Origin of the sequence: Teredinibacter franksiae (genome assembly GCF_014218805.1) — a bacterium.
Lineage (GTDB): Bacteria > Pseudomonadota > Gammaproteobacteria > Pseudomonadales > Cellvibrionaceae > Teredinibacter > Teredinibacter franksiae.
In genome coordinates, this window is record NZ_JACJUV010000008.1 from 569,322 (window position 1) to 592,241 (window position 22,920).

The window sequence follows — 22,920 nt, forward strand, 5'->3', positions numbered from 1 at the left end:
AGCAGGGCAAAATACGTGTGAAGTACAAACGCGCTAATGCGCGCTATCTATCACCGCAATTTTGGAGGTGGAGGAAGACAACAGCTTACAGCGACCCTTATCAGCGATAAAAGTACGCATGTATAAATAGGTGTTTGTGCGGTATTTCGGGGTATCGGTGCTCTTATCGATCTTTGTCACTTTGCTATGACCGACAACCACCCAGGTTGCCCCGCGATGAATGACTTCGTGCTGCTCTACTTCCCTTGCTACTGGCGGCTTGTAAGCTTTGGAGGCAAGCCGCTGTAGGAGTAAGCTACGAGTTTCACGGGCGGAATCACGGCTGTGCACCCACATAAAATCGGCGTCTAGGTTCTCTGTAAGCCAGGTAACATCAGCCTTCAATATGGCCTGTTCGTAACGCTGATCGAGCGCCATTAATTCGCCCTTTCCATCACAGGCAACAGAAGGGCCAGCTAACCAGGCCAAGCCTGCCATTAGAGTGGCCAGTAGACGAGAAAGCGGTTGCCGCAAGGTTAGGTACCTACATTCAATGAGTCAGCTCAACATTAAAACAGAACGAATTACGCGCCAGCAAGGGTTAGCGTCCCTATGTGCGAACATTGTTGGGTACTCGTCTAACTCATGCCATTTGGGTATTAAGGCATTTACCATCAGCCCGTGCTATTAAGCCGTGCTATTAAGCCGTGCTATTAAGCCGTGCTATTAAGCCGTGCTATTAAGCCGTGCTATCACAAGCCGCACTATCAAGCCTAATCAAGGTGTCGCGCTAGGCTATAAAAGCACTCTATAATTCTAAGCCTCGCCTATTGTCGGCAAGACCCACCTATAGGCACCTCTATGTCGAATGTTATTGAATTTAAACGCCCAAGCCTTAAACAAAAGCATAAAGGTAAAACCCTGTGCCGCAGCGGCTTCCATAAATGGGAGGTGGTTACGAAGAATAAGTTTGACGTAAAACAGGGCAAGCTAGTGACGCTTTACCAATGTAAGCGCTGTGGCGAGCAAAAAGTAACGGCACTTTAGCGCTAGCCTTTAACGTTAAGGGCACCTCTATTCATTCAATATTTTTACGGCCTGCCGCTGTGCCCCCCGGTCACCCGGAGCCGCCTCAAAGATGCCCGCTACCCTTGCCCCACAGTGGCCACATAAGCCCATATGAGCTTCCTCTCCAGCGGCTATGTGCCACTCACCCAGTTGGTGCCAGTCTCGCTCAATCACACATTTTTGACACTTAGGGCAATAGCTACTGCCACCAACAGGGTCGTGTACATTGCCGGTATACACATAGTGCAGACCTGTTTTGAGCGCTATATCCCGTGCGCGAGAAAGCGTTGCGGCAGGTGTAGGTGATTTGTCGCGCATTTTCCAGTCGGGGTGAAAAGCGGTGTAATGCAATGGCACTTCTGGACCAAGATTGTCCATTATCCACTCGCACGCTTGGTGCAACTCCTCATCACTATCATTTTCATCGGGAATAAGCAGCGTTGTAATTTCCAACCAAACCTTGGTTTGCTGCTTTATGTAGCACAGTGTTTCCAGCACATTGGTTAAATCGGCTGCACAAAGTTTTTTATAAAACTGAGGGGAAAAAGCCTTCAAATCAACGTTTACGGCGTGCATGTAGCGAAAAAATTCTGCTCGCGGCTTCGCCTCCATATAGCCCGCCGTTACCGCAACGGAATAAATACCCAACTCCCCACAAGCTTGGGCGGTATCAATGGCATATTCATGGAAAATAACCGGATCGTTGTAGGTAAAAGCGACCGAGCGACACTGGCTGTTTTTGGCCGTGATAGCCAACTGCTCTGGCATGGCCGTAGAGCTGAGGGTGTCCATCTCTCTGGATTTCGACATATCCCAATTTTGGCAAAATTTGCAGCCTAGGTTGCAGCCAGCAGTGCCAAAGGAAAGCACCGTTGAACCCGGCAGAAAGTGGTTAAGCGGTTTCTTCTCAATAGGGTCGATACAGAAGCCACTGGATTTGCCGTAGCTGTAGAGTAGAACCTGGCTGTGCTCACAACCGCGAACAAAACAGGCACCGCGCTGCCCCTCATGCAACTTGCAAGCACGCGGGCAAATATCGCACTGTATTCGCCCATCCGCTAATAAATGCCAGTAGTCGGTTGCAACCGTATGGGGTTGTTGCGGAAAAAAACGGCGCTCGTTCATTCGCATCTCTCCAGCCATGGGCATACACTTAGAGTTGTCCTTATATTTATCTTACTCCCTAAATATAGGCGTACCCATGCTTATTCGCCCCGCCGCCGCCGCTGGAACCTTTTACCCCGCCTCACCTGTTGCGCTTAGCGAGCAACTGGATCAATTACTGGCACAATACCGTTCTGCGGCTATCAGCAATGGCGCTCCCGCCGAGGTATTGCCCCCGAAGTGTTTAATCGTGCCCCACGCGGGTTATGTGTACTCGGGGCCAACCGCCGCTCTGGCATACACCGCGCTAGCCGATGGCGCACAGGCTATCGACAGGGTTGTGCTATTGGGGCTTTCCCACAGGGCTTTCCCACAGGGTTTTCTTCCGGGGTATAGCCACCAGCAGCGCCCAGAAATTTGCCACCCCCCTCGGGGATATTGAGCTGGATCGCGCAAGCCTTGTCCCCCTTATCGAGGAAGGCTGTATCACCGAAAACGATTCAGCCCACGAGGGGGAACACAGCCTTGAGGTACAGCTCCCCTTTCTGCAACGGCTATTGGGAAGCTTTAAATTAATACCTTTAGTAACAGGCGAATGCGAAACGCAAGACGTCGCCGCCCTGCTTGCACGACTGTGGGGCAGCAACAATACCTTAGTGGTGGTCAGTAGCGACCTTAGCCATTTTCACCCCTATCAACAGGCGCAAAGCATAGACCAACAAACCTGTACTGAGATACTGCGGCTATACTCTAGGTTAACCCCGGAACAGGCCTGCGGTTGTCGGGGTATTAATGGCCTGCTGCACCAACTTCAAAAAGCTCAATACCGTATTGAGCTTATAGACTATCGAAACTCCGGCGATACTGCCGGCGATAAAAACCGGGTGGTGGGTTATGGCGCTTTTGCGATATACGCGAACCAACGATGAACTTTCCTATGAACTGCAACAACAACTTTTAAAAATTGCGCGGCAAAGCATCGAATATGGGTGTGAACACGGCGCCCGCCTACAGGCCGATCATTTGCTTTATTACCCTGCCAGCCTCACAAACATCGGCTGTTGTTTTGTCACGCTCACAGCACCCCAAGCCAAGGGGGCTTATGAGCTGCGCGGCTGTATTGGTTCGCTTACCGCAAGCCAGCCACTGCTCAAGGATGTGGTTGAACACGCTTATGCGGCCGCCTTTCAGGATTCACGGTTCCCCCCGGTTACCACTTCAGAGGTTGCCCACCTGCATATTGAGATCTCTGTTTTATCGCCGCAACAGCCTTTACAGTTTCGAAATGAAGCCGAGCTGCTCAAGCAACTGCAACCCCATAAGGACGGCCTTGCAATAGAGTATGACGGCCGCCGCGCCACCTTTTTACCCTCCGTATGGGCGCAGCTGAGTGAACCCGCCAAGTTCCTCAGCAAGCTCAAACAAAAAGCCGGCTTTGCTGACGATTTTTGGAGCAGTGAGCTGCGCGCCTATCGCTATAGCTGCCAGTCTTTCGAAGAAGGTAAAACCACATAACACTGTGCGTTTTCTGGCAATTGTCAAGACTACCCCTACCCGCCCTGAACGACTACCATAGAGGTCCCAACAGGTTATAGTCGCCCCCATGTTTTTTACCCCGGAACGTCAGCAATTTTTCAAACCACTTACCAGCAAATATCGCGAACAGGTAGTGCAGTGCCTGTGCCTGCTGTATCAGCGGCTATACAGCTCTAACGCCGACTACGGCTCGTCTCTGTCGCGTGAACAGGTGGTCGAAATCCTAGAAGAAGCGCTGGTGCGCGCCCCTGTACTAGAGGCCGAAGACGGCGAAGAAGAAACCCGCTTTAAAAACAACCGCGAACAAGCCAACTGGATATTGAAGCAGCTATTAGACTGTGGCTGGCTAGAAAAACAGGTAGACACCGCAACACTGCAGTCTACTTTCCCTTTCAGCCGTATGGGCCGGCTATTTACACAGCCTTTAGTAGAATCGGGCAGCACCCAAATTCGTACCCGCCACCGCAACACCCGCAATACCCTTAATGCCCTAGAGGCGTTTTTGAATCGTGGCGAAGTACACGACCTACTGGATGCCTTTGAATACTCAGAGCGCATCGTAACCGACTTTACCGACGTTATTTCCGAGCTGGAAGAGCGTAAACGGCAACTCGTAAGAGAAGTGGAATCGCAGCAGTTGGTACAACAGGCCACCGACCAGTTTTTTGAATTTATGGAAAAGCGCTTCCAGCCCGATGTATCTGTTCGGCTTTCGGCCGACAGCGTAGAAAAACACCGGGACCAAATACACAAAGCCATCAGCAAAATTCGCCGAAAAAAAACCGAAAGCAAACGTGAGATCGAATTGCAATTGCGCCGTCAGGTACCCGAATTTGCCCTGGAGGGGCAATCGGTACTCTGGCTGATTCTCGACACGATAGAACGCCGTATGGGTAACGCCGCCGATATAATGCTACCAGCCCTGCGCCGCGCTCTGCATAGCTTCACCAAGCGCGCCGACATTATTATTCGCCAACTCAGCTATTTAAACAGCCAACAAAATACCGACTTACTGCAAGTGTGTAAGCATTTAAAAAACTGCTCAAGTGAAGAGTTTGAACAAAAACTGAATGTAGCGGCGGAACAAATGGCCACGGTAAACCTTCAGTTAATCGACCCAGCACACATTAAATTGCAGGAACGCAAGCAAGCCCAATTTGTGCACACAGCGGTAAACGAAGACCAAACCGTAGATGAAGAAGCCCAGCGGGAAATACTAATCCAACAATTACTCGACCAAGCCTTCTCCATTAACAACCAGAAAGTGCGGGAATACGTTTTAAACGCCTTACGTTCTGGTCAAAAAATATCGTCTCGAAATTTACCTATAGATTCCGCCCACGACTTACTGGCCATGGCCCATATTATTGAAGTTGGAGCCGTTAACAATTTAAGTACTGAATACCAGTTCACGGTGGAACCCACCGGGCGAACCATTGAATCTGAGTTTTATCGCGAACAAGATGAGTTTACGATTGAATTAAAAAACAACCAGCATTAGAGCTTCGCACTAGGTTTGCCACTGGCGGGCAAACATACACCGCACAAGATCGACATAAAAGAGTTTCCGATACTGTAATGATAGAAAACTTCCTAACAGCACAACTCGAAAAATCTGGCCTAAAACAGGAAGAATTTTCCGAAATACTCATTCGCCTGTTGGACTACGGCGTTATATGCCGAGAAGAGAGTCAGGTAGAAGCCACACTCTACGACCGCTACCTGCAATGTGACGCATTGGTAGAAGATTATCTGCGCGTAATTGGCGTACGTATACAGCATAATCGGCAATTTGCTTTTATTCGCGTTTATCCGCCGGGCGCGGAAATTCCCGGCATGATGGACGAAGAAAATTCACCCTTCAATAGCGGCTTTCGCTCTCGCCCTTCACAACAAGAAATTGCCGTTATTCTTGTACTGAGAACCGAATACGAAAAAGCCCTGCGTGAAGGCCAAGTAGATGAAAAAGGCCAGGTAATGATCTCTTTGGAGGCTTTGGCCATTGCCATAAACAACCTGCTAAAACGCAACCTTCCAGAAGGCCAGGTGGAACGCAAACGACTTTTCACTCGCCTTCGCCAACTGCGCCTGTTGCAATTTAATATGGAAGACGAACTCGACAGCAATGAAAGCTGGTTGAGCATTCAACCCTCCATTACCAGCTTTGTTACCGATGAAGTACTATCGGGGCTAATGGGTGACACGCCGTTAACGGAAGCTGAAGCCATAGAGCATACTGATGAAAATGCATCTAAAAATGTAACTAAGAATATAACTAAAAGTGTAGCTGAAAGCATTGTAGCCAGTACCCTGTTTGCAGATTCAACCGAAGAAGCTAACGACCATGGGGAGCGCACCTAAATGTTTTTAAAGAAAGGCATCTTCGTAAATTGGGGTAACATCCCGCAACTAGAGTTTGATTTCGGCCCTATCAATTTATTTTCTGGCGGCAACGGCTCCGGTAAAACAACGGCTGCAGACGCCATCCAAACACTGATGACAGCGGCCCACGAAAACCTGTTTAACTACAACCCTGGCCAGGATGAAACCACACAGAAAGGCCGTGGCGGCAAACAGGTTCGTACCCTCGCCTCCTATGTTTTAGGTTGCGACGATGGCAGCTACGCCCGCCCGCACATCACCGACGGCTATGTGGCCGGCATTTTCCACCCTACACAAGGGGAAACCGGCGAGGCATTTACCGCGGTTATGTGCATGCGTGCCCATGTTGATAGCGCTGGTGCTCAAAAACAGGCAAGGCTCGACGATTTAGTGTTTTTGATAATACCCGGCGAACAACTACTGCTGAAACATTTTGTCCGCCACTATGCCGACGGCAAACACATCGTTCCCATTACCGAAATCACATCCCTACTGAAAAAAGAATTCGGCAACAAAACCGTAGAAATTTACGATAAAAAAGGCGCCTACTTACGTCGCCTTTATGGTGCGTTACGCGGCCGTCGCGAAGCGGTTTCTGACCGCGAAGCAAAACACGCCGCCCGTACTTTTTCTAATTTTATGGCCTACAAGCCTGTTAAAAGTATTAATGAGTTTGTCGCCCGTGAAGTACTGGAACCCAAAGACCTAGGCGATGCCATTCGCAATGTATCGGAATTGATGAAAACCATTCATCTAATGGAAACCGATACTAAAGCCTTACGCAACTCTATTGAAATTCTAGGTAATGCCGGAGATGCGACCGGCCGCTATATTGACACATGGGTAGAACGCCGACTGGCAGAATACACCGAAGCCACCCGCCGACTTAACACAAATCACACGGCCTACCTCAGCGCTAAAAATAACCAAAAAGAAACACGTGAAGCACTCAGTGAAAACGATGAAAAAACCGCCCTGTGCGAACAGAAACGCGGCCAAACCCACGAGGACATCATTACACTGGAAGCACAGCGCCAGGGTATTACCGCGCTAAAGGACAAAGATGCACTGGAAAAAACCATTGCCGAAGCCAACCGAAAACTTACCGAAAAGGCACGACCACTACTGGAGCAGCACCAGCAGTTGGAACGTAATATACGAGCCACTGAAAAACTGCTTCAGGGTTTAAATGAATACTCTCTCGCAGTTGATATTCCCGCACTCGACAGCCGTGCATTCCGCCAATTAGCCAAGGCCACAACCAGCCACAAAGACGTCATCGATTTCGACCTAACCAAACTTTTGGGTAAAGATTGGATCGACACCTCCCCGCTTGAACATTTTTTCAAGAATGTTATGGCGGCGGAAAGCGAGCATCGACGCCTGTGTAGCCATTTACACCAACCACCTTCCGACACGGACAACAGTATTCGAGACCAAGTGGCACTGCTGTTATCGGGCCAAAACCGCAAGCGGGACGACCTACAAACACGCCTGCGCCAAAAACAAAAAGAAATTCAGTTGTTACAAAGCCGTAAAGTTAGCTACCCGGCCTATGTGGAAACCGCCATCGCCGCCATTAAAAAAGTCTGCCCAAAGGCCGACCCTCAGGTACTCTGCGACTATATCGAAATTCTCGACCCGCAATGGCAAATGGCTATAGAAGGTTACATTGGTGGAGCACGCTTTTCGATTATTGTTGAGCAAGAGTACGAAGCCGAGGCCATTCGCATAGTGCGCAACCTGCCCGACGCAAGACGCAACCGCGCGCGCGTAATTCAGGGCTACAAAGCGCAGCGCGATGCCGAGCGTTTAAGCCTGCCTAAAGAATCTATTATTGATGTAATGGCCTTTAGCCACAAAACCGCCGAATTTTACCTGCGTGCGTCCTATGGCACCGTTGTACAAGTAAGCGACGCCGAAGCCCTGCGTTCCACTGCACGCGGTATTACCCCGGAAGGTTTGGGTTCTGGTAGCTACAGCATGTGGCGTTGCGACCTCGCCGACAGCGAACTGGTCTTCGGTCAGGGCGCCCGCGAACGCGCGCTAAAAGCCAAAGAAAACGAACGCGATCAACTGGCCATTGAAGCCAACAGCGCCGAGCAAGAATATCAAACCATTGCCCGCATATTTGAGCAGGTAGAATCAATAAAGCCGGTTCAATGCGCCGAAGTGATTCGCATCATCCTCGACCTGCACCACGACATTGAAACCGCCGAATCGGCGCTTACACGCATGGACCTCAGCGACTACGAACAACTCGAAAGCCAGCTAACAGTACTCAAACAACTGTACACCGAGCTGGAAAATCAAACCCGAGAGCTGGGTCGCGATTCGGGCCGTTTACAAGAGCGAGAGCGCCAGTGCAGCAAAAAAGTGAAAGATATTGCCGACGCCTTAGACGTCTTTCAGCAAGCACAAGAGGTAACCGAAATAGCCATTGAACGCATTGGCGACTGGTACCCCGATTTCGATAGCGACAAAGCACTGCAGCAGGGCGAGAACCGAGCAAAACAAGCTGGCAATGATTTTAATTTTGAAGAAGAGGTACAAACCCTAACCGGCAGTTTGGAAAAAATTGAACGGGAACTCTACCAAACCATTCTCAACCACAATCAACACTGTAACCCCCACGACAGCATTGTTTACGATACGGGTTTTGGTGACCGCCACGACGACGAGTTTTTTCAACGTCTGATTAAACTGCGAAACGAAGTGGGGTTGATTCACAACCGCCTGAAAAACAATGTACTAATCGACAAATACGACAAGCTTGCCGGCCTGAAAGACAGCTTCAATACGGCGTTTATTACTAACCTCTGCCATTCCATTTACCAGGCTATTGGTGAAGGTAAACGCATTCTCGACGACCTCAACCGCGAACTAGAACACCACCGCTTTGGCGCTGACCGAGAAAGCTTTAAGTTCGGCTGTAAATGGGTGCCGGAATATCAGGAGTATTGGCAGTTCTTTAAAGAGGTGATCGACATACCCAACCTCGGCGATGGTACCAGCCTTTTTGATGCAGAACTCACGCCCAAAGCCTGTAACGTACGCGATAAAATGCTGGATATGCTGCTCGATACCGATGAGCAAATAGCCCTAAGAGAACTGGGGCGTATAAGTGACTACCGCAACTACCGCCAATATGAAATCTACAAAGAGCCCGAAGGCAAAGCCCCCATCGCCCTTAGCCAATACGGCACAGGTTCTGGAGGGCAGTTAGAAACACCCGCCTACATTATTCGGTCGGCGGCGGTCACCTCGGCCTTTCGCTTTAATGAGGGCAGCTCCCACCTGCGCATGGTGCTGGTGGACGAAGCGTTTTCTAAAATGGATGAAACCCGCTCGCGGGAAGTGATTAACTACCTGACCGAAACACTCGGGTTACAGCTCGTCTTTATTATGCCGACCAGCAAATCTGGCCCGTTTCTAGACCTGATCAGCAACCAATTTGTATTCAGTAAATGCCCGTCGCCCACCAAAATAGGCGAGCTGGCTACCCGCGTTCTGGTAGACCGTAAAGCCTGTAACCAAGAAAAGATCAAAGAACTCTGGGCAAATCATCGCAAAATGGTACGTCACCAAGGTATGCTGGACTTTATGGAAGGGGTTTAAGGCGGGCTTCGCCCACCGGTGCAGCGACTAACTTAATGCAAGATAGGCCGTCGCCTTCAGAGTACTCGCTATACGCTATTATTGGAGCGCCAGCCAGGCTTACTTTGCAGAGTCTTCGCTGCTGGGAACATGGACCACACCAAAGGCGCAATGCTATGAATATACAAGAACACGTTTTCCGCACGCGTCCACGCTGGGTAGATGAAGAACCCATGGTGGCGGGGCTATTAGATACCTTTCTACACAAGCTGGAGAAGGGCCACAGGCTAACCATGCGGGTAAACAGTAAAACGCTTCCCGAACTCTTCGACTTCGATTCAGGTGAAAACAAATACCTGTGGTCGTTAGTGAAATCACTGAACAACGAATACCACATTGTTTCTATTCGCTATGCCCGCAACAAGCCCTTCCAGGAGCCCTACGACAACGCGCAGCTGGTATTTAACGAAGAGAAAGAAGAACTAGTACGAGAATGGCTAAACCGCCCTGCGTTGGACCCCTACGCACTGGTATGGCAAGACACCCTGCGCAAGCATAAAGATCGGTTTGAAGACCACGGCCAAACCCTGGCCGAGCAGATGATTCGCCTGCCCGACCAAGGCGCCGAACAAACACTACGCGCCTTTGCCCGGCTAGGTGGAGAACTGCAAAAACCGATTACGCTGCGCGCACTGTCTGCCCGATGCTTTTGGGGCGACTCAAAATTTCTCGACCACCGTGAAGAACTGGTACGCGCACTCTACCCGTCGGCAAGCCATAACCTGTTACCGCGACCGGTAATCATGACCGTGTGCCTGAGCAGTAAAATTGACCGGGTTATCTTTATCGAAAACCAAGATAGCTTTCTCGCCCTAACGCAACTCGACTTAGACAACACAACACTCGTTTACTGTGCCGGCTTTCGCGGAACAGCAACCCGCGTGCGCGAACGCGGCAAGGTAGCGTTTACCTTTTTCGGCAACCTACCCACCCCAGCGCAACAGCAGGCATTCGAACAATGGTGGTTTGCTGAAGACGACAATACTTCGGTTAAAGTACGCTTCTGGGGAGATCTGGATTTTGCTGGTATGAGTATTCTTAAAGCCCTGAAGCAAACCTTCCCCGACATCGATGCCTGGCGCACAGGCTATAGACCACTACTAGAGATGCTGGCACAGAGATTGGGCCACGAACACGAAAGCAGCGGTAAAGAACGGCAGAAAGACCCAGAGCTGACAGGCTGTGAACTTGCTGATTTGGAATTATTGCCTGCAATGCGCGAGTCCGGCGAGTTTGTAGACCAAGAGGCGGTTTTAGTTGGGGAGTTGGAGATTTAGATAGTACGCTGAGGAAAAATTAAAACCTGACACACCTCCGATTCAAAACGTAGGCCATGTAAGCCGCAGGCACCTCACGGCGAAACACCCTTTCCGCACAAATCAAAACCCAAAGCCCCCTTCAACCATCGCAGGAATGTGCAAGAGCGGCCGCTAGGCTTCTCGCCCTCCCTCTCCGCCATACAAAAAAACCCAGCACTAGGCTGGGTTTTTCCATAAACTAACATCGTGCAACCCTGCGGGGATTGTCTCAGGCACATCCATGTGCCCGACCCTTCGGGCGCCTTTGGCGGACCAAAACGCCTGACCGCCAGGGATGGCGGAAATGCAATTTTTGCAGGAGCAAAAAACTGCCCAGCGTTTAGTCGAACGACGTGCATGGATGCACTAATGCCGCAAAGCACATGGATGTGCAAGAGCGGCCATGAGGCTTCTCGCCCTCCCTCTCCGCCATACAAAAAAACCCAGCACTAGGCTGGGTTTTTTTGTATGGCGGAGAGGGAGGGATTCGAACCCTCGATACCGGTAAAGATATACTCCCTTAGCAGGGGAGCGCCTTCGGCCACTCGGCCACCTCTCCGTATTCTTTAAATTCTGCTTGAAAATCAGCCTATTAGCGCTGTTTTCTGTGTGGGCGGGGATAATAGCAATATACTGGGAAAAATCAACGCTTTATTCTACGTTTTAATGAAGAAAGCCAAAGTGAGGATCGCCCACTTTGGCTTTTCTTGAATTCATTCTCAGCAGCTTGCCAATAACAGTGGATCAACTGTTTCCCGGTTCAGCCTGCTCTTGCTTTTCACGCTGTATACGTTGGTAAATTTCTTCACGATGTACAGCTATTTCTTTTGGTGCGTTTACACCAATACGTACCTGATTACCTTTAACGCCTAACACGGTAACGGTTACGTCGTCGCCTACCATCAGGGTTTCACCAATACGGCGAGTTAAAATTAACATTGCTACTTATCTCCTTCGATTCATCCTGCTCGTGCCAGCGGTTATTGTTTTTACTGCGAGTTGACGCCCGCTGTTGGAGTCTTAACCAATCCTGTGAGTATTGTTATTGCCAAGACCTTCATATGCAGTTTTAGCATGGAAGGAAGATATAAACCAGCCAACTTTTTAAATATAAGGGATTGAGATCCTGAATTGTCACATTAGATGACAGCTTTGTCACCTATTTCTACTAAGATACTCAATCACTTATCACTACATTTTGACTTATGCTTGGTCTAGCCCAAAAGCGGAATGTAAAGCTCTCACCGCTAATTCTAGGTATTTTTCAGCAATAATGACGGAAATTTTTATCTCCGAGGTTGTAATCATCTGGATGTTAATATTTTCAGCTGCCAGTGTTTTGAACATTTTAGACGCAACACCCGCATGAGAACGCATGCCAACACCAACGATTGATATTTTTGCAATTTTATCGTCAGCGACGACTTCTCGAGCTTTCAGTTCATCGGCCACTTTTTGCACGACGGCCTTAGCCTTCTCCATATCGGAGCGATTACAGGTAAAGGTTAGGTCTGCGGTGTTATCCGCTGCAATATTTTGCACAATCACATCGATTTCGACATTAGCATCACCAACCGGCGCCAGTACTTGAGAAGCCACACCCGGTGCATCGGGGACACCGAGGATGGAAATTTTTGCTTCATCGCGATTAAACGCGATGCCAGAGACAACGGGTTGTTCCATTGAACCATTTTCCTCATCAAGAGTAATTAATGTGCCCTGGCCCTCCTGAAAGGAGTGTAGAACCCTGAGCGGTACATTGTATTTTCCAGCGAATTCTACGGCGCGAATTTGTAGAACCTTAGAACCCGAGCTGGCCATTTCGAGCATTTCTTCGAAGGTGACCCTTTCTAATCGCCGAGCACCATCGACGACACGAGGGTCTGTTGTGTATACGCCATCAACGTCGGTATAGATCTGGCATTCATCGGCTTTCAATGCCGCCGCAAGCGCAACACCCGTGGTGTCTGAACCGCCGCGTCCAAGTGTGGTGATATTGCCACCATCATCTACACCCTGAAAGCCTGCCACAACCACTACACGCCCTGCGTCCAAATCTGCGCGCATATTGACCACATCAATATCCTGAATGCGTGCTTTCGTGTGCGCGTCATCGGTTAATATTTTAACCTGTCCACCGGTGTAGGAGCGCGCGTCGTAACCACGGTCTTTCAGCGCCATACACAACAGTGCAATGGTGACCTGCTCACCCGTGGACACCAATACGTCCATTTCTCTCGGATCGGGATGCCCCTGTATTTCGCTGGCAAGGCCGATTAAACGGTTGGTTTCACCACTCATGGCTGACACAACGACAACAATGTCGTGGCCCTGATCACGAAAGCCTGCAATTTTATCGGCTACCGCTTTGATTTTTTCCGTTGTACCAACGGAGGTTCCACCGAACTTCTGTACGAATACGCTCATTGACTTTGTGAACTCAATGTAAAAATAAAATTAGATGTATAACACCCCACATATGGGGCGGCAATTAAACACTATATAGCGGCGATTGTTAATGACTTGGCGCAGAACTTCTGGGATTTAGAGGTTTTCCTCAACCCAGCCGGTAATACCGTTTATAGCGCCAGGTAGCGCATCGAGGTCGCTACCACTGCCCTGAGCCATGTCCGGGCGACCACCGCCTTTACCCCCTACCTGACCGGCAAGATGCTTCATAATGTTACCGGCTTTAATACGGCTGGTTACATCACTGCTAACACCCACGGCGAGCGCTATTTTACCGTCATTCACCGCCGCTAAAATGACAACAGATGTACCCAGCTTATTTCGTAGCTGGTCAATTGTGTCGCGTAAAGATTTCGGGTCTACGCCTTCAATAATTTTTGCGAGTACCTTCAAACCCTTAATGTCGCTGGCTTCGTTCAGCCAATCATCAGCAGAAGCCGCCGCTAGCTTACTCTTTAGTGACGCCAGTTCTTTTTCTAACTGCTTGCTGTGATTAACCAATTGCTCGAGCTTTTCGGTGAGCGTATCGGGCGAAGCCTTGAGTAACCTTGCAGCAGAACTCAGCGTTTCTGTCTGCTGGTCGACCACCGCAAGCGCCCCGGCCCCGGTAACCGCTTCGATTCGTCGCACGCCTGCGGCAATGCCCGATTCAGAGGTTATACGTATAAAACCAATATCACCGGTACGCTTAGCGTGTGTACCGCCGCAAAGTTCTACGGAAAAGCCGTCACCCATAGACAGTACGCGTACTTCTTCACCGTACTTTTCACCGAAGAGCATCATCGCGCCCTTCTCTTGAGCGGCATCCATATCACATAACTGTGTAGTCACTTCGGTATTCAGGCGCACCTGCTGGTTAACAATGGCTTCAATTTCAGCCAACTCTTTCGGTTTTACGGCTTCAAAATGCGAAAAGTCGAAGCGCAGGCGCTGGGAGTCAACCAATGAACCTTTCTGCGTCACATGACTGCCCAACACTTGGCGTAACGCCGCATGCAAAAGGTGCGTAGCCGAATGGTTCAGCCCCGTGGCTGTTCGTACACTCGAATCAACCGTTGCGGTAACTTCGTTGCCCTTGGCAATACTGCCACTAAGCATCACGCCGACATGAAGATGGTTGTCGCCGCTTTTTTGGCAGTCGCGCACTTCAAATTTACCGGCAACCGTTGCGATAAAACCAGTGTCGCCCACCTGGCCACCCGATTCACCATAAAACGGTGTTTGTGCCAGTACAATCACCCCTTCATCGCCTTCATTAAGCTGCTTAACCTCTTTATCGCCTTTGAGCATGGCAATAACTTCACCGGCCGTTTCCAAGCTGGAATAGCCGAGAAAATCCGTTTTGCCATCTAATGACAGGTTCGCCGTATAGTCCACCTTAAAACCACCGGATGCACGTGCGCGCTGCTTCTGCTGCTCCATTAAACTTGCATAACCGTCCATATCCAGCGATAAGTTGCGCTCACGGGCAATATCGTTGGTAAGGTCTACTGGAAATCCGTAGGTGTCGTACAAGGTGAATACGGTTTCACCGGGAATAACGGTACCTTTTAAGCCCTCTAGGCGATCTTCCAACACGCCCATGCCTTTATCCAAGGTTTTGGCAAACTGCTCTTCTTCGGCCAAAATAATCTTTTTGAGTTGCGCTTGCTGTTGCTTAAGTTCTGGGTAGGCATCGCCCATTTGCTCAACCAACGCGGGCACTAGGGTGTTAAAGAACGCTCGAATTTGCCCCAGCTTATGACCGTGGCGAATGGCTCGGCGCATGATACGGCGCAAGACGTAACCACGACCTTCATTCGAAGGTAATACGCCATCACAGATCAAAAACGCACATGAACGAATGTGGTCGGCAATTACCCGAAGGGATTTACTCTCAACATCTTTTGTTCCAGTAGCTTCTACCGCGGCGCTCAACAACGCCTGAAACATGTCAATTTCGTAGTTGCTGTGAACTTTTTGCATCACCGCCGCAATACGTTCCAGCCCCATCCCGGTATCGACAGAGGGCTTGGGCAGCGGTACCAATGAGCCATCGGTTTGACGCTCGTATTGCATGAATACCAAATTCCAAATTTCGATATAACGGTCTAGGTCATCGTTCTCGCTGCCGGGTGGACCGCCGGGAACATGTTCTCCGTGATCGTAAAATATCTCTGAACAGGGGCCACAGGGGCCGGTATCACCCATTTGCCAAAAGTTGTCTTCGTCCAAACGCGAAAAGCGACTGGGATCTACACCCAATTCTTTCAACCAGATATCGGCGGCTTCATCATCCGACACATGCACCGTTACCCATAAACGCTCGGGTGGTATCCCCAATACACCGGTTAAAAACTCCCAGCCGAACTTTATCGCATCACGCTTAAAGTAATCGCCAAAACTAAAGTTACCCAGCATTTCAAAAAAGGTATGGTGGCGGGCGGTATAGCCAACGTTTTCAAGGTCGTTGTGCTTTCCACCGGCGCGTACGCAACGCTGTGAACTGGTTGCTCTACTATAGGCTCGCTTCTCGCCGCCTAAAAACACATCTTTAAATTGCACCATGCCTGCATTTGTAAACAACAGCGTTGGATCGTTACCCGGTACCAATGAGCTACTGCTGACAATTTCGTGTCCGTTTTTTTCAAAATACTGTAAAAATGCTGCGCGAATTTCTGAGCTTTTCATAAAAATCTATTGTAACAATGCTTGAGTGTTTGAATAAAAGTAGGTGTTTTTTCAGGCTTGGGCGACTAGCTTATTCCCAAAGAACCTTCGTCGAAAGTTGTATTACCCAGTATGTGCAAATGCAAATGAAATACCGTTTGCCCCGCGGATTCTCCGTTATTAATCACCACACGGAAGGCGCGTTCTATCCCCAGTTCCCGGGCTATTTCGCCTACCTTTAGCATTAAATGGCCGAGCAGTGCTTTATCGTCCTCGGTTGCATCTACCAACCGTGGAAGCGGTTTGCGCGGAATTACCAGTACATGGGTAGGTGCTTGCGGGTTTATATCCCGAATACAAATACAGTGATCGTCTTCAAACAGAATTTCGGCGGGAATATTGCCGTTAATAATCTTGGTAAATAGGGTTTCTTCACTCATGGGGAAGGTCCTTGTCTAGCGACACATCGGTAAGGGTATAACCATTCGCATGCTTTTATTGTTTGGAGCGGTAGTGTTCTTTTTCTTCAGTTGTTAACTGTCGTGCTTCGGTCTCCAGCATTACCGGAATACCGTCACGAATGGGATACGCTAGCGAACTGGCAACACAAACAAGCTCCTGCTTGTCTTCTTGGTACTGGAGCGGCGCTTTACTCACTGGGCATACGAGGATGCTGAGCAATTTTTGATCAATCATATTCTATCCAGAAGAGTCCAATCTCAGTTCGAGGGGGGAGGCGAATAGTACACTGGGAGGGAGCTTTTGTCTGCTACTTGGCCGGTGTTGTCTCAGCCTTGGCGGGTAACAGCAAATACGGGTCGAGCCGTTGATCAAACCAGTTTATGCGCCAGTCTAAATGTGAACCCGTCGCCCTACCGGTGGCACCCATTTCGGCAATAAGCTCCCCCTGCTTTACGGCTTGCCCCACTACAACCCTCACTTTACTCAGGTGAATAAAGGTGGACGATATTCCCTGGCCATGGTCGACAAGCAAGGTTCCACCCGAATAGTACATGTCGTTATCCACCAAGGTTACTACACCACTGGCGGGCGCAATGATGGGCGTGCCCACTGGCCCGGCGATATCCAAGCCGTAGTGCGGGCGCTTGGGCACGTCATTGAATATACGCTGGCTTCCGTATACGCCAGTAACGGGCCCTTCTGCCGGCCAAATAAAAGGTTGAGCAAAATACGGTAGACTGGAATGCGTCTCGCGCGCTTTGCGAATACGCGCAGCTTCACGTCTAATTCGCGACAATACGTTTTCAGGCGGAGAAACATACTTTTTCGCCACGCCGTTTATACGCTGTAGTTCATAAGTGCGACTTGAAACTGAAAAGCTCTCAGTGCGAATGCCGCCCTCAGCGCTAACCTGCAATTCTAGGTTGCCTTCAAAATCTCGTCCAAGGCCAAAGACAAAACGCCCATGACCGTCTGCCGTAAGCTCTCGACCCTGCACAGAAATACGCGCCCCGGCCTGTGTTTTACCAATTAACATACCGCCGGGCGACCACTGCCCTTCTACCTCAAGCGGTACAAGATCTGTAGCCCATGAACCGCTAAAGGCGCAACTCAGCGCAGTAACCATTAACATCGACACCCACAAAGAGCGTTTTTTATAGTGATTCAACATGTTTTTCCAGATTAAAATGCCCACTGATGGCGCTATTTTCGCTCAGCCTCGACCAACACACAAACCAGGCAACAACTAAGGTGCTTTTCTAACCATGTCGAGTGACACCTATGTCCCACCACTTTTACTCGCAAACCCGCATATTCAGGCAACACTTTCGAGTTCTAGGATTCGACGACGCAGCCTAGCCAAACGCCACGCTGTTTTTCTAACGCAGGCTGAAACCCTTATTTTACAAACAAAAGACGGTGTGCGCCTAGCCGGAGAACTGAACCTTGCGGAACCGAAACAACCGAATAAAACATTGATTATACTCTTCCATGGTTGGGAAGGCTCCAGTGCATCGAATTATGTCGTGTCCGCCGCCGCCCAGCTCACCTCCCAAGGGTTCGACACTTTTCGATTAAATTTCAGAGATCACGGTGACACTCACCATTTAAACAAAGGCATTTTTAATTCAACATTGGCAAATGAAGTGGCCGACGCCATAGAAGCCTTGAGCGAAAGCCGAACCTACACCAGCATGGGAATTATGGGCTTCTCCCTCGGCGGTAGCTTTGCTTTAAGGGTTGGCCTAAAAGCACAAAGCTTATCTGCGCCGCTGAAAGCCATACTCGCCGTGTGCCCGGTATTGGACCCAGCTCATACCATGCATGTATTGGAGACGGGGCCCTTTTGGTACGAACATTACTTTGTAAAAAAGTGGAAGCGCTCACTGTTTAAAAAGCTAGCGTTATTCCCGGAATATGACTACCACCAAAAGCTCGCTAAAATGAAGCACCTAGGAGAAATGAATGACTATTTTATTCCTCTTTACACCGGTTACAGCACTGTAGAACAATACTTTGATGCCTACACCATTACCGGCGACAGACTTGCAGCAACATCCTGTAAAACCCGTATTGTATCCAGCGAAGACGACCCAGTAATCCCTATAGCGGATTTAGATAAAATTAAACAGCCGAGCCAACTATCAATATCACGCCAACAATACGGATCACATTGCGCGTTTTTACAGGGCTTAAGTTGCCCAAGCTGGATTGACGACTACGCTGTACGGTATTTTGATGACTTAAAAAACACTGAATAGTGCAAAATTGAATGGTACAGGGCTGGGCAGAGTAGCTGGGCAGAGTAGCTGAGCTGAGCTGAATTTTGGTAGCCTGTTGTGTCTGTTCAGACGTGCGCAGATTTCCAGTTTCAAGTGCCCGAGCGTTAAGATTTTCCCCGCAAGGCTAAAAACAGCTCAGTATTTTATTAAAATAATTTGACCGCAAACCGAGCGTTTAAATTTCTCTGTTTAATCGTTCAAACAGCGCTTCTATTTCTGAAAAACCGAAGCCTCTGTAGCGAAGAAACTTCATATGCTTTGCTTTTTCGGCATAGCCTTGCGGGTTTTGTTTAAATTTCTTTCTCCATACGGTCTCTATAACCTCCGGCCATTCTTCTACTTTGCCGTCCAAAGCCTCTTCTGCTATTGCTTCATCAACACCCTTTTCCGCCAACTCCATTCGCAGCCTCTCGCGACCAAAACCCCTATTCATACGCGAGCGCACCCAAGCCTCGGCGTAACGGGTATCGGAAAGGTAACCCTCAGACTCTAGCCGCTGCAACGCCGCCTCTACATCAGCAGACAAAAACTGATCATGTGAGCCAAATTTGGTCGTAAGCTTAGTATGCAGCTCTTTCTGGGAATACTCGCGCCGGCCAAGCAGTGCAAGTGCCGCGTTATAGATTTTACGGCTTAAATCCACATCGGAGGAAAATAGAGAGGAGTCGTTCATAAAAGGGAATGAGCAGCCGACTTGTGGGCCAACTGCTATGCATTATAGTGTTTATGCTTCTTCGGCACTGGTTTTGGCTTTAGTTTTGTCTTCGGCTTTGGCTTCACCGGAAGCTCCACCCTCAGGCTCGTCAGTTCCTAAAAGCTCGTCCTTAATTTTATTCTCTAGGAACTCCGCTATTTCGGGATTATCCCTTAAATATTGCATAGCGTTGCTTTTGCCCTGGCCAATTTTGTCGCCATTGTAACTGTACCAAGCACCCGCTTTGTCGACCATTCCAAGCTTAACCCCGTAGTCGATAACTTCGCCCAGACGGTTGATACCCTTGCCGTACAATATTTGAAATTCGGCTTGTTTAAACGGAGGCGCAACTTTGTTCTTAACCACTTTAACCCGCGTTTCAGAACCGGTAACTTCGTCACCATCTTTTACCGAGCCAATACGGCGAATATCCAAACGTACGGAAGAGTAGAATTTAAGTGCGTTACCACCAGTAGTGGTTTCGGGGTTGCCAAACATAACGCCAATTTTCATACGAATCTGGTTAATAAAAATGGCCAAACAGTTTGCATTCTTAATGTTGCCGGTAATTTTACGCAGTGCCTGAGACATAAGGCGCGCCTGCAAACCCACGTGGTGATCACCCATATCACCTTCGATTTCGGCTTTAGGGGTAAGCGCCGCTACCGAGTCAACCACCAAAACATCAACGGCGCCGGAGCGAACGAGCATATCGGCCACTTCGAGGGCCTGCTCACCTGTGTCCGGCTGGGAAACAATCAAGTCATCAACGTTTACACCCAGCTTGCCGGCATAAATCGGGTCTAGGGCATGCTCAGCATCAATAAACGCACAGGTGCCGCCAGCCTTCTGCGCTTCAGCAATAACCTGTAACGTTAATGTGGTTTTGCCCGAAGATTCAGGGCCGTAGATCTCAACGATTCGCCCCTTGGGCAGGCCACCTATACCCAACGCAACATCTAGGCCTAAAGAACCCGTTGAGATAGCAGGAATTTTTTCCAGCTTTTTATCGCCCATACGCATGACCGTGCCTTTACCAAACTGACGATCAATTTGCGACAGCGCTGCTTCTAGTGCTTTTTCTTTATTTGCGTCCATTGTTTACCCTCTTCTGTGCCTGACTGCGACCGCCATTCCGTGGGTCGCGATCTATAGTTGAAATATGCGAGACACCCTCCCGCCAAAGTACGACGCTAGCATACAAAACAAATACTGTACGCGCAACCAGTAATATATACTTGTACAGTGTTTATCGGTATGCCACCCCAGTAAAGACTAGCCGCTGTTGGCAAAACTCCACGCGAAACCGCGTCAACGGGGTGTTGCTCATTGGTCCTGCCGGTTCAGCTGCTCTATCAATTGAGTAAGTGCAAATACAACCGCTTGCTCACGAATCTGGGCTCTATCACCGGAAAAATAACGCGTGGTTGTTTCAATATCGCCGGCCGCGCCCCACCCAAAGCAAACCGTACCCACGGGTTTGCCCGGTACATTGCCGCCTGGCCCGGCAATTCCGCTAATCGCCACGCCAATATCGGCGCTAGAGGCCTCCAACAACCCGGCAACCATGGCCTCTACCACCGGCTCACTTACCGCGCCATGGGCACTCAACAGCTCATGGCTCACCCCAAGCGCCCGCCGTTTCATTCGATCGCTGTAAGTAACGGCTGCATATTCAAACCAGCTGGAGCTCCCCGGAACAGCGGTAATAGCTTGCGCTACGCCACCGCCAGTGCAGGACTCAGCCGTTGCCACTGTCTTGCCTAGATGGTTAAGCCGTTCGCCCAAGCGAGCAGCGAGTTGAAATATTGCGCTGGGGAGTGTCATAGGAGAGAAAAATAGGGGAATGAGCGCGGAGTTGCAACGCCTAATTTTGAAATTTGTCACCCTCGCATGCAAACCGCGCTTCACCTACAATATGCATAGAGCTGCGCACAGAAAAGGGAGAGGGCAATTGGGTAAACTGGTTATAAAAGTTGTTGTGATGATGGGGTTAATGCTGGGTATTTCCAACTATATGTTTTACATCATGACCGGGAAATCACCTTTTTTTGATGGCTCTACGTCTCTGTCCGCACCGTCTTTATCCGACTTCACACCAAGCCTGCCGGTCGGCAAAGACACCGCGTATAAGTGGACCGACGAAAAAGGTGTTGTGCATTACAGCTCAGAGCCACCGCCCGATGTGACCCAGCAAGTCAAAAAATTGGAAGTAGACCCTAATACCAACTTGGTACAGGGCCTTGAAGCCAAGCCCGTGGTACCCGAGGCAAACGAGCAACCTGTCGCCAACACGGCCCCTATGGTTCCGGGTGGCGCCCAACAGTTACTCAAAGACGCGAAGAATGTGCAGAAACTGCTAGATGACCGCTATGAGCAACAAAAAAAGGCGATGGGCGATTAGCCTGAAATTAAAACGTTGCTACTGTCTGCCCTATCGGGTGGAAGCTTCAATTTGGGGGCCCTCGATGGAGCCCCCCAAAAAGGCTATTGACGAATCAATTCAAAGATCTGGTTATTATTGCCAGAGATACATTCCCACTGAACGAGGTTAGCGCCATCGCCTGTGGAGAGGCCATCAACATCCGCGCAAAGTTCGCTGTTGCGGTTAATCATTCGCCACTTACCACTACCGGCACTCTGGAAGCGAAACTGCTGATTCCAACCACCCCAGTACTCCCACAACATGATGTTCGCACCATTGCTGAGCGACAGTGAATCAATATCGAGTGATTTAGTTGGTGCATTGACCGGTGAAATACGATGCCAATCACCGTCTACCTGGGAGATATTCCATTTCTGGCAATCGTTGTCCATCCAAGTCCACTGCAGTACGTTTGCGCCGTCATTTTGGTCGCAGTAGTGTACGTCCAGCGCCTTACCGCTGTGCCCGGGCATAATACGGTAGGTGCCATTCACTGTGCCGTTAGTGGTTGAACCACCGGAAGAGCCGCCCGGCGGTGTACCTGCGGCATCACAACCAGAAACACGCAGGCTGGAAGTATCCGTGCGAACCAACTGACAATTAGGGTTACCATTACTCACCGAGCCGGCAAGCACATGGGTATTAAAGGCATCCTCAAGGAAGATTCCCTGAGACGTCGTTGTATCGATATCCACATGGTTAACCGTGGTGCCGTTACTGCCAGTTACACTGAAGAACCCACGACCTGAGTTACGAGAATAAACACGGTTAACCGAGACATTGGGGCCGTTGTTGTTGGCTACCCGAAAAGTAGCGTAACCGCCACCCCAGTTATTGTAATGGCCAACCACATTGCCAACGGTTCCGTTGCGGGAGTCATTTAACAGTAGCCCGCTGCCGCCGGAATTGGTGACC

General features: G+C 49.7%; 22 protein-coding genes and 1 tRNA gene. 10 read left to right on the forward strand and 13 right to left on the reverse strand.

Going from position 1 to position 22,920, the window contains the following annotated elements:
* Window positions 1–33: 33 nt before the first annotated feature.
* Window positions 34–477: a DUF4440 domain-containing protein gene (locus tag H5336_RS22070; RefSeq protein ID WP_185236606.1), complete on the reverse strand. Its 444-nt coding sequence runs from the start codon at window positions 475–477 to the stop codon at window positions 34–36.
* 363 nt (window positions 478–840) lie between these two features.
* On the opposite strand from H5336_RS22070, the gene H5336_RS22075 reads away from it, so the two are divergent.
* Complete coding sequence (locus tag H5336_RS22075; RefSeq protein ID WP_185236607.1) at window positions 841–1,026, forward strand: hypothetical protein; 186 nt, start codon at window positions 841–843, stop codon at window positions 1,024–1,026.
* A 27-nt stretch (window positions 1,027–1,053) separates the two neighbouring features.
* Here H5336_RS22075 and amrS read toward each other — a convergent pair whose 3' ends face one another.
* The gene (gene amrS, locus H5336_RS22080) at window positions 1,054–2,172 is read right to left on the reverse strand and encodes an AmmeMemoRadiSam system radical SAM enzyme (protein ID WP_185236608.1); all 1,119 of its coding nucleotides are present in this window, start codon (window positions 2,170–2,172) and stop codon (window positions 1,054–1,056) included.
* A 76-nt stretch (window positions 2,173–2,248) separates the two neighbouring features.
* On the opposite strand from amrS, the gene amrB (H5336_RS23525) reads away from it, so the two are divergent.
* From amrB (H5336_RS23525) to H5336_RS22110, 7 genes are all read left to right on the forward strand, one after another.
* Window positions 2,249–2,593: an AmmeMemoRadiSam system protein B gene (amrB, locus tag H5336_RS23525; protein ID WP_221628262.1), complete on the forward strand. Its 345-nt coding sequence runs from the start codon at window positions 2,249–2,251 to the stop codon at window positions 2,591–2,593.
* Window positions 2,490–3,080 carry an AmmeMemoRadiSam system protein B gene (gene amrB, locus H5336_RS22085; protein ID WP_221628263.1) on the forward strand — a complete coding sequence of 197 codons (591 nt, stop codon included), beginning with the start codon at window positions 2,490–2,492 and terminating at the stop codon, window positions 3,078–3,080. Before amrB (H5336_RS23525) ends, amrB (H5336_RS22085) begins: the two co-directional genes overlap by 104 nt.
* On the forward strand, window positions 3,046–3,666 hold the full coding sequence (gene amrA, locus H5336_RS22090; protein ID WP_185236609.1) for an AmmeMemoRadiSam system protein A: 621 nt from the start codon (window positions 3,046–3,048) through the stop codon (window positions 3,664–3,666). The genes amrB (H5336_RS22085) and amrA overlap by 35 nt, the downstream gene beginning before the upstream one ends.
* Window positions 3,667–3,754: 88 nt before the next feature.
* Window positions 3,755–5,188 (forward strand): Wadjet anti-phage system protein JetA family protein, encoded by a 1,434-nt coding sequence (locus tag H5336_RS22095; RefSeq protein ID WP_185236610.1) that lies wholly within the window; start codon window positions 3,755–3,757, stop codon window positions 5,186–5,188.
* 77 nt (window positions 5,189–5,265) lie between these two features.
* Window positions 5,266–6,048: a DUF4194 domain-containing protein gene (locus H5336_RS22100; RefSeq protein ID WP_185236611.1), complete on the forward strand. Its 783-nt coding sequence runs from the start codon at window positions 5,266–5,268 to the stop codon at window positions 6,046–6,048.
* On the forward strand, window positions 6,049–9,687 hold the full coding sequence (locus H5336_RS22105) for an ATP-binding protein (RefSeq protein WP_185236612.1): 3,639 nt from the start codon (window positions 6,049–6,051) through the stop codon (window positions 9,685–9,687). It abuts the gene before it with no gap.
* 155 nt (window positions 9,688–9,842) lie between these two features.
* Window positions 9,843–11,003, forward strand: coding sequence for a Wadjet anti-phage system protein JetD domain-containing protein (locus tag H5336_RS22110; protein WP_185236613.1), 1,161 nt, complete (start codon window positions 9,843–9,845; stop codon window positions 11,001–11,003).
* 490 nt (window positions 11,004–11,493) lie between these two features.
* Here the strand turns inward: H5336_RS22110 and H5336_RS22115 are convergent.
* The 7 genes from H5336_RS22115 to H5336_RS22145 all read right to left on the reverse strand — a co-directional run bounded on the left by H5336_RS22115 (window position 11,494) and on the right by H5336_RS22145 (window position 17,775).
* A tRNA-Ser gene (locus H5336_RS22115) sits at window positions 11,494–11,583 on the reverse strand.
* Between the two features lie 185 nt (window positions 11,584–11,768).
* On the reverse strand, window positions 11,769–11,963 hold the full coding sequence (gene csrA / locus H5336_RS22120; protein ID WP_185236614.1) for a carbon storage regulator CsrA: 195 nt from the start codon (window positions 11,961–11,963) through the stop codon (window positions 11,769–11,771).
* 264 nt (window positions 11,964–12,227) lie between these two features.
* Window positions 12,228–13,451, reverse strand: coding sequence for an aspartate kinase (locus tag H5336_RS22125; RefSeq protein ID WP_185236615.1), 1,224 nt, complete (start codon window positions 13,449–13,451; stop codon window positions 12,228–12,230).
* A gap of 117 nt (window positions 13,452–13,568) precedes the next feature.
* Window positions 13,569–16,163 (reverse strand): alanine--tRNA ligase, encoded by a 2,595-nt coding sequence (gene alaS / locus H5336_RS22130; protein WP_185236616.1) that lies wholly within the window; start codon window positions 16,161–16,163, stop codon window positions 13,569–13,571.
* Window positions 16,164–16,228: 65 nt separating this feature from the next.
* Window positions 16,229–16,582, reverse strand: coding sequence for a histidine triad nucleotide-binding protein (locus H5336_RS22135; protein WP_185236617.1), 354 nt, complete (start codon window positions 16,580–16,582; stop codon window positions 16,229–16,231).
* 55 nt (window positions 16,583–16,637) lie between these two features.
* On the reverse strand, window positions 16,638–16,838 hold the full coding sequence (locus H5336_RS22140; protein WP_185236618.1) for a Trm112 family protein: 201 nt from the start codon (window positions 16,836–16,838) through the stop codon (window positions 16,638–16,640).
* 73 nt (window positions 16,839–16,911) lie between these two features.
* Window positions 16,912–17,775 (reverse strand): M23 family metallopeptidase, encoded by an 864-nt coding sequence (locus H5336_RS22145; RefSeq protein WP_246439478.1) that lies wholly within the window; start codon window positions 17,773–17,775, stop codon window positions 16,912–16,914.
* A 94-nt stretch (window positions 17,776–17,869) separates the two neighbouring features.
* On the opposite strand from H5336_RS22145, the gene H5336_RS22150 reads away from it, so the two are divergent.
* A complete protein-coding gene (locus tag H5336_RS22150) occupies window positions 17,870–18,865 on the forward strand; it encodes a YheT family hydrolase (protein WP_185236619.1) in 996 nt (331 codons plus the stop codon).
* A 196-nt stretch (window positions 18,866–19,061) separates the two neighbouring features.
* On the opposite strand, the gene H5336_RS22155 is transcribed toward H5336_RS22150, so the two are convergent.
* From H5336_RS22155 to H5336_RS22165, 3 genes are all read right to left on the reverse strand, one after another.
* Window positions 19,062–19,559 (reverse strand): regulatory protein RecX, encoded by a 498-nt coding sequence (locus H5336_RS22155; RefSeq protein WP_185236620.1) that lies wholly within the window; start codon window positions 19,557–19,559, stop codon window positions 19,062–19,064.
* Between the two features lie 51 nt (window positions 19,560–19,610).
* Window positions 19,611–20,678: a recombinase RecA gene (gene recA, locus H5336_RS22160; protein ID WP_185236621.1), complete on the reverse strand. Its 1,068-nt coding sequence runs from the start codon at window positions 20,676–20,678 to the stop codon at window positions 19,611–19,613.
* Window positions 20,679–20,906: 228 nt separating this feature from the next.
* Window positions 20,907–21,407 carry a CinA family protein gene (locus H5336_RS22165; protein ID WP_185236622.1) on the reverse strand — a complete coding sequence of 167 codons (501 nt, stop codon included), beginning with the start codon at window positions 21,405–21,407 and terminating at the stop codon, window positions 20,907–20,909.
* Window positions 21,408–21,534: 127 nt separating this feature from the next.
* On the opposite strand from H5336_RS22165, the gene H5336_RS22170 reads away from it, so the two are divergent.
* On the forward strand, window positions 21,535–21,984 hold the full coding sequence (locus H5336_RS22170; RefSeq protein WP_221628264.1) for a DUF4124 domain-containing protein: 450 nt from the start codon (window positions 21,535–21,537) through the stop codon (window positions 21,982–21,984).
* An 83-nt stretch (window positions 21,985–22,067) separates the two neighbouring features.
* Here H5336_RS22170 and H5336_RS23235 read toward each other — a convergent pair whose 3' ends face one another.
* Window positions 22,068–22,856 (reverse strand): RICIN domain-containing protein, encoded by a 789-nt coding sequence (locus H5336_RS23235; RefSeq protein WP_221628265.1) that lies wholly within the window; start codon window positions 22,854–22,856, stop codon window positions 22,068–22,070.
* Window positions 22,857–22,920: the final 64 nt, after the last annotated feature.

Bases quoted from the DNA above. Each gene is read 5' to 3' on its own strand.
- H5336_RS22070 (WP_185236606.1), bottom strand. From the start codon at position 477: ATGGCAGGCTTGGCCTGGTTAGCTGGCCCTTCTGTTGCCTGTGATGGA.
- H5336_RS22075 (WP_185236607.1), top strand. From the start codon at position 841: ATGTCGAATGTTATTGAATTTAAACGCCCAAGCCTTAAACAAAAGCAT.
- amrS (WP_185236608.1), bottom strand. From the start codon at position 2,172: ATGAACGAGCGCCGTTTTTTTCCGCAACAACCCCATACGGTTGCAACC.
- amrB (WP_221628262.1), top strand. From the start codon at position 2,249: ATGCTTATTCGCCCCGCCGCCGCCGCTGGAACCTTTTACCCCGCCTCA.
- amrA (WP_185236609.1), top strand. From the start codon at position 3,046: ATGGCGCTTTTGCGATATACGCGAACCAACGATGAACTTTCCTATGAA.
- H5336_RS22095 (WP_185236610.1), top strand. From the start codon at position 3,755: ATGTTTTTTACCCCGGAACGTCAGCAATTTTTCAAACCACTTACCAGC.
- H5336_RS22100 (WP_185236611.1), top strand. From the start codon at position 5,266: ATGATAGAAAACTTCCTAACAGCACAACTCGAAAAATCTGGCCTAAAA.
- H5336_RS22105 (WP_185236612.1), top strand. From the start codon at position 6,049: ATGTTTTTAAAGAAAGGCATCTTCGTAAATTGGGGTAACATCCCGCAA.
- H5336_RS22110 (WP_185236613.1), top strand. From the start codon at position 9,843: ATGAATATACAAGAACACGTTTTCCGCACGCGTCCACGCTGGGTAGAT.
- csrA (WP_185236614.1), bottom strand. From the start codon at position 11,963: ATGTTAATTTTAACTCGCCGTATTGGTGAAACCCTGATGGTAGGCGAC.
- H5336_RS22125 (WP_185236615.1), bottom strand. From the start codon at position 13,451: ATGAGCGTATTCGTACAGAAGTTCGGTGGAACCTCCGTTGGTACAACG.
- alaS (WP_185236616.1), bottom strand. From the start codon at position 16,163: ATGAAAAGCTCAGAAATTCGCGCAGCATTTTTACAGTATTTTGAAAAA.
- H5336_RS22135 (WP_185236617.1), bottom strand. From the start codon at position 16,582: ATGAGTGAAGAAACCCTATTTACCAAGATTATTAACGGCAATATTCCC.
- H5336_RS22140 (WP_185236618.1), bottom strand. From the start codon at position 16,838: ATGATTGATCAAAAATTGCTCAGCATCCTCGTATGCCCAGTGAGTAAA.
- H5336_RS22145 (WP_246439478.1), bottom strand. From the start codon at position 17,775: ATGTTGAATCACTATAAAAAACGCTCTTTGTGGGTGTCGATGTTAATG.
- H5336_RS22150 (WP_185236619.1), top strand. From the start codon at position 17,870: ATGTCGAGTGACACCTATGTCCCACCACTTTTACTCGCAAACCCGCAT.
- H5336_RS22155 (WP_185236620.1), bottom strand. From the start codon at position 19,559: ATGAACGACTCCTCTCTATTTTCCTCCGATGTGGATTTAAGCCGTAAA.
- recA (WP_185236621.1), bottom strand. From the start codon at position 20,678: ATGGACGCAAATAAAGAAAAAGCACTAGAAGCAGCGCTGTCGCAAATT.
- H5336_RS22165 (WP_185236622.1), bottom strand. From the start codon at position 21,407: ATGACACTCCCCAGCGCAATATTTCAACTCGCTGCTCGCTTGGGCGAA.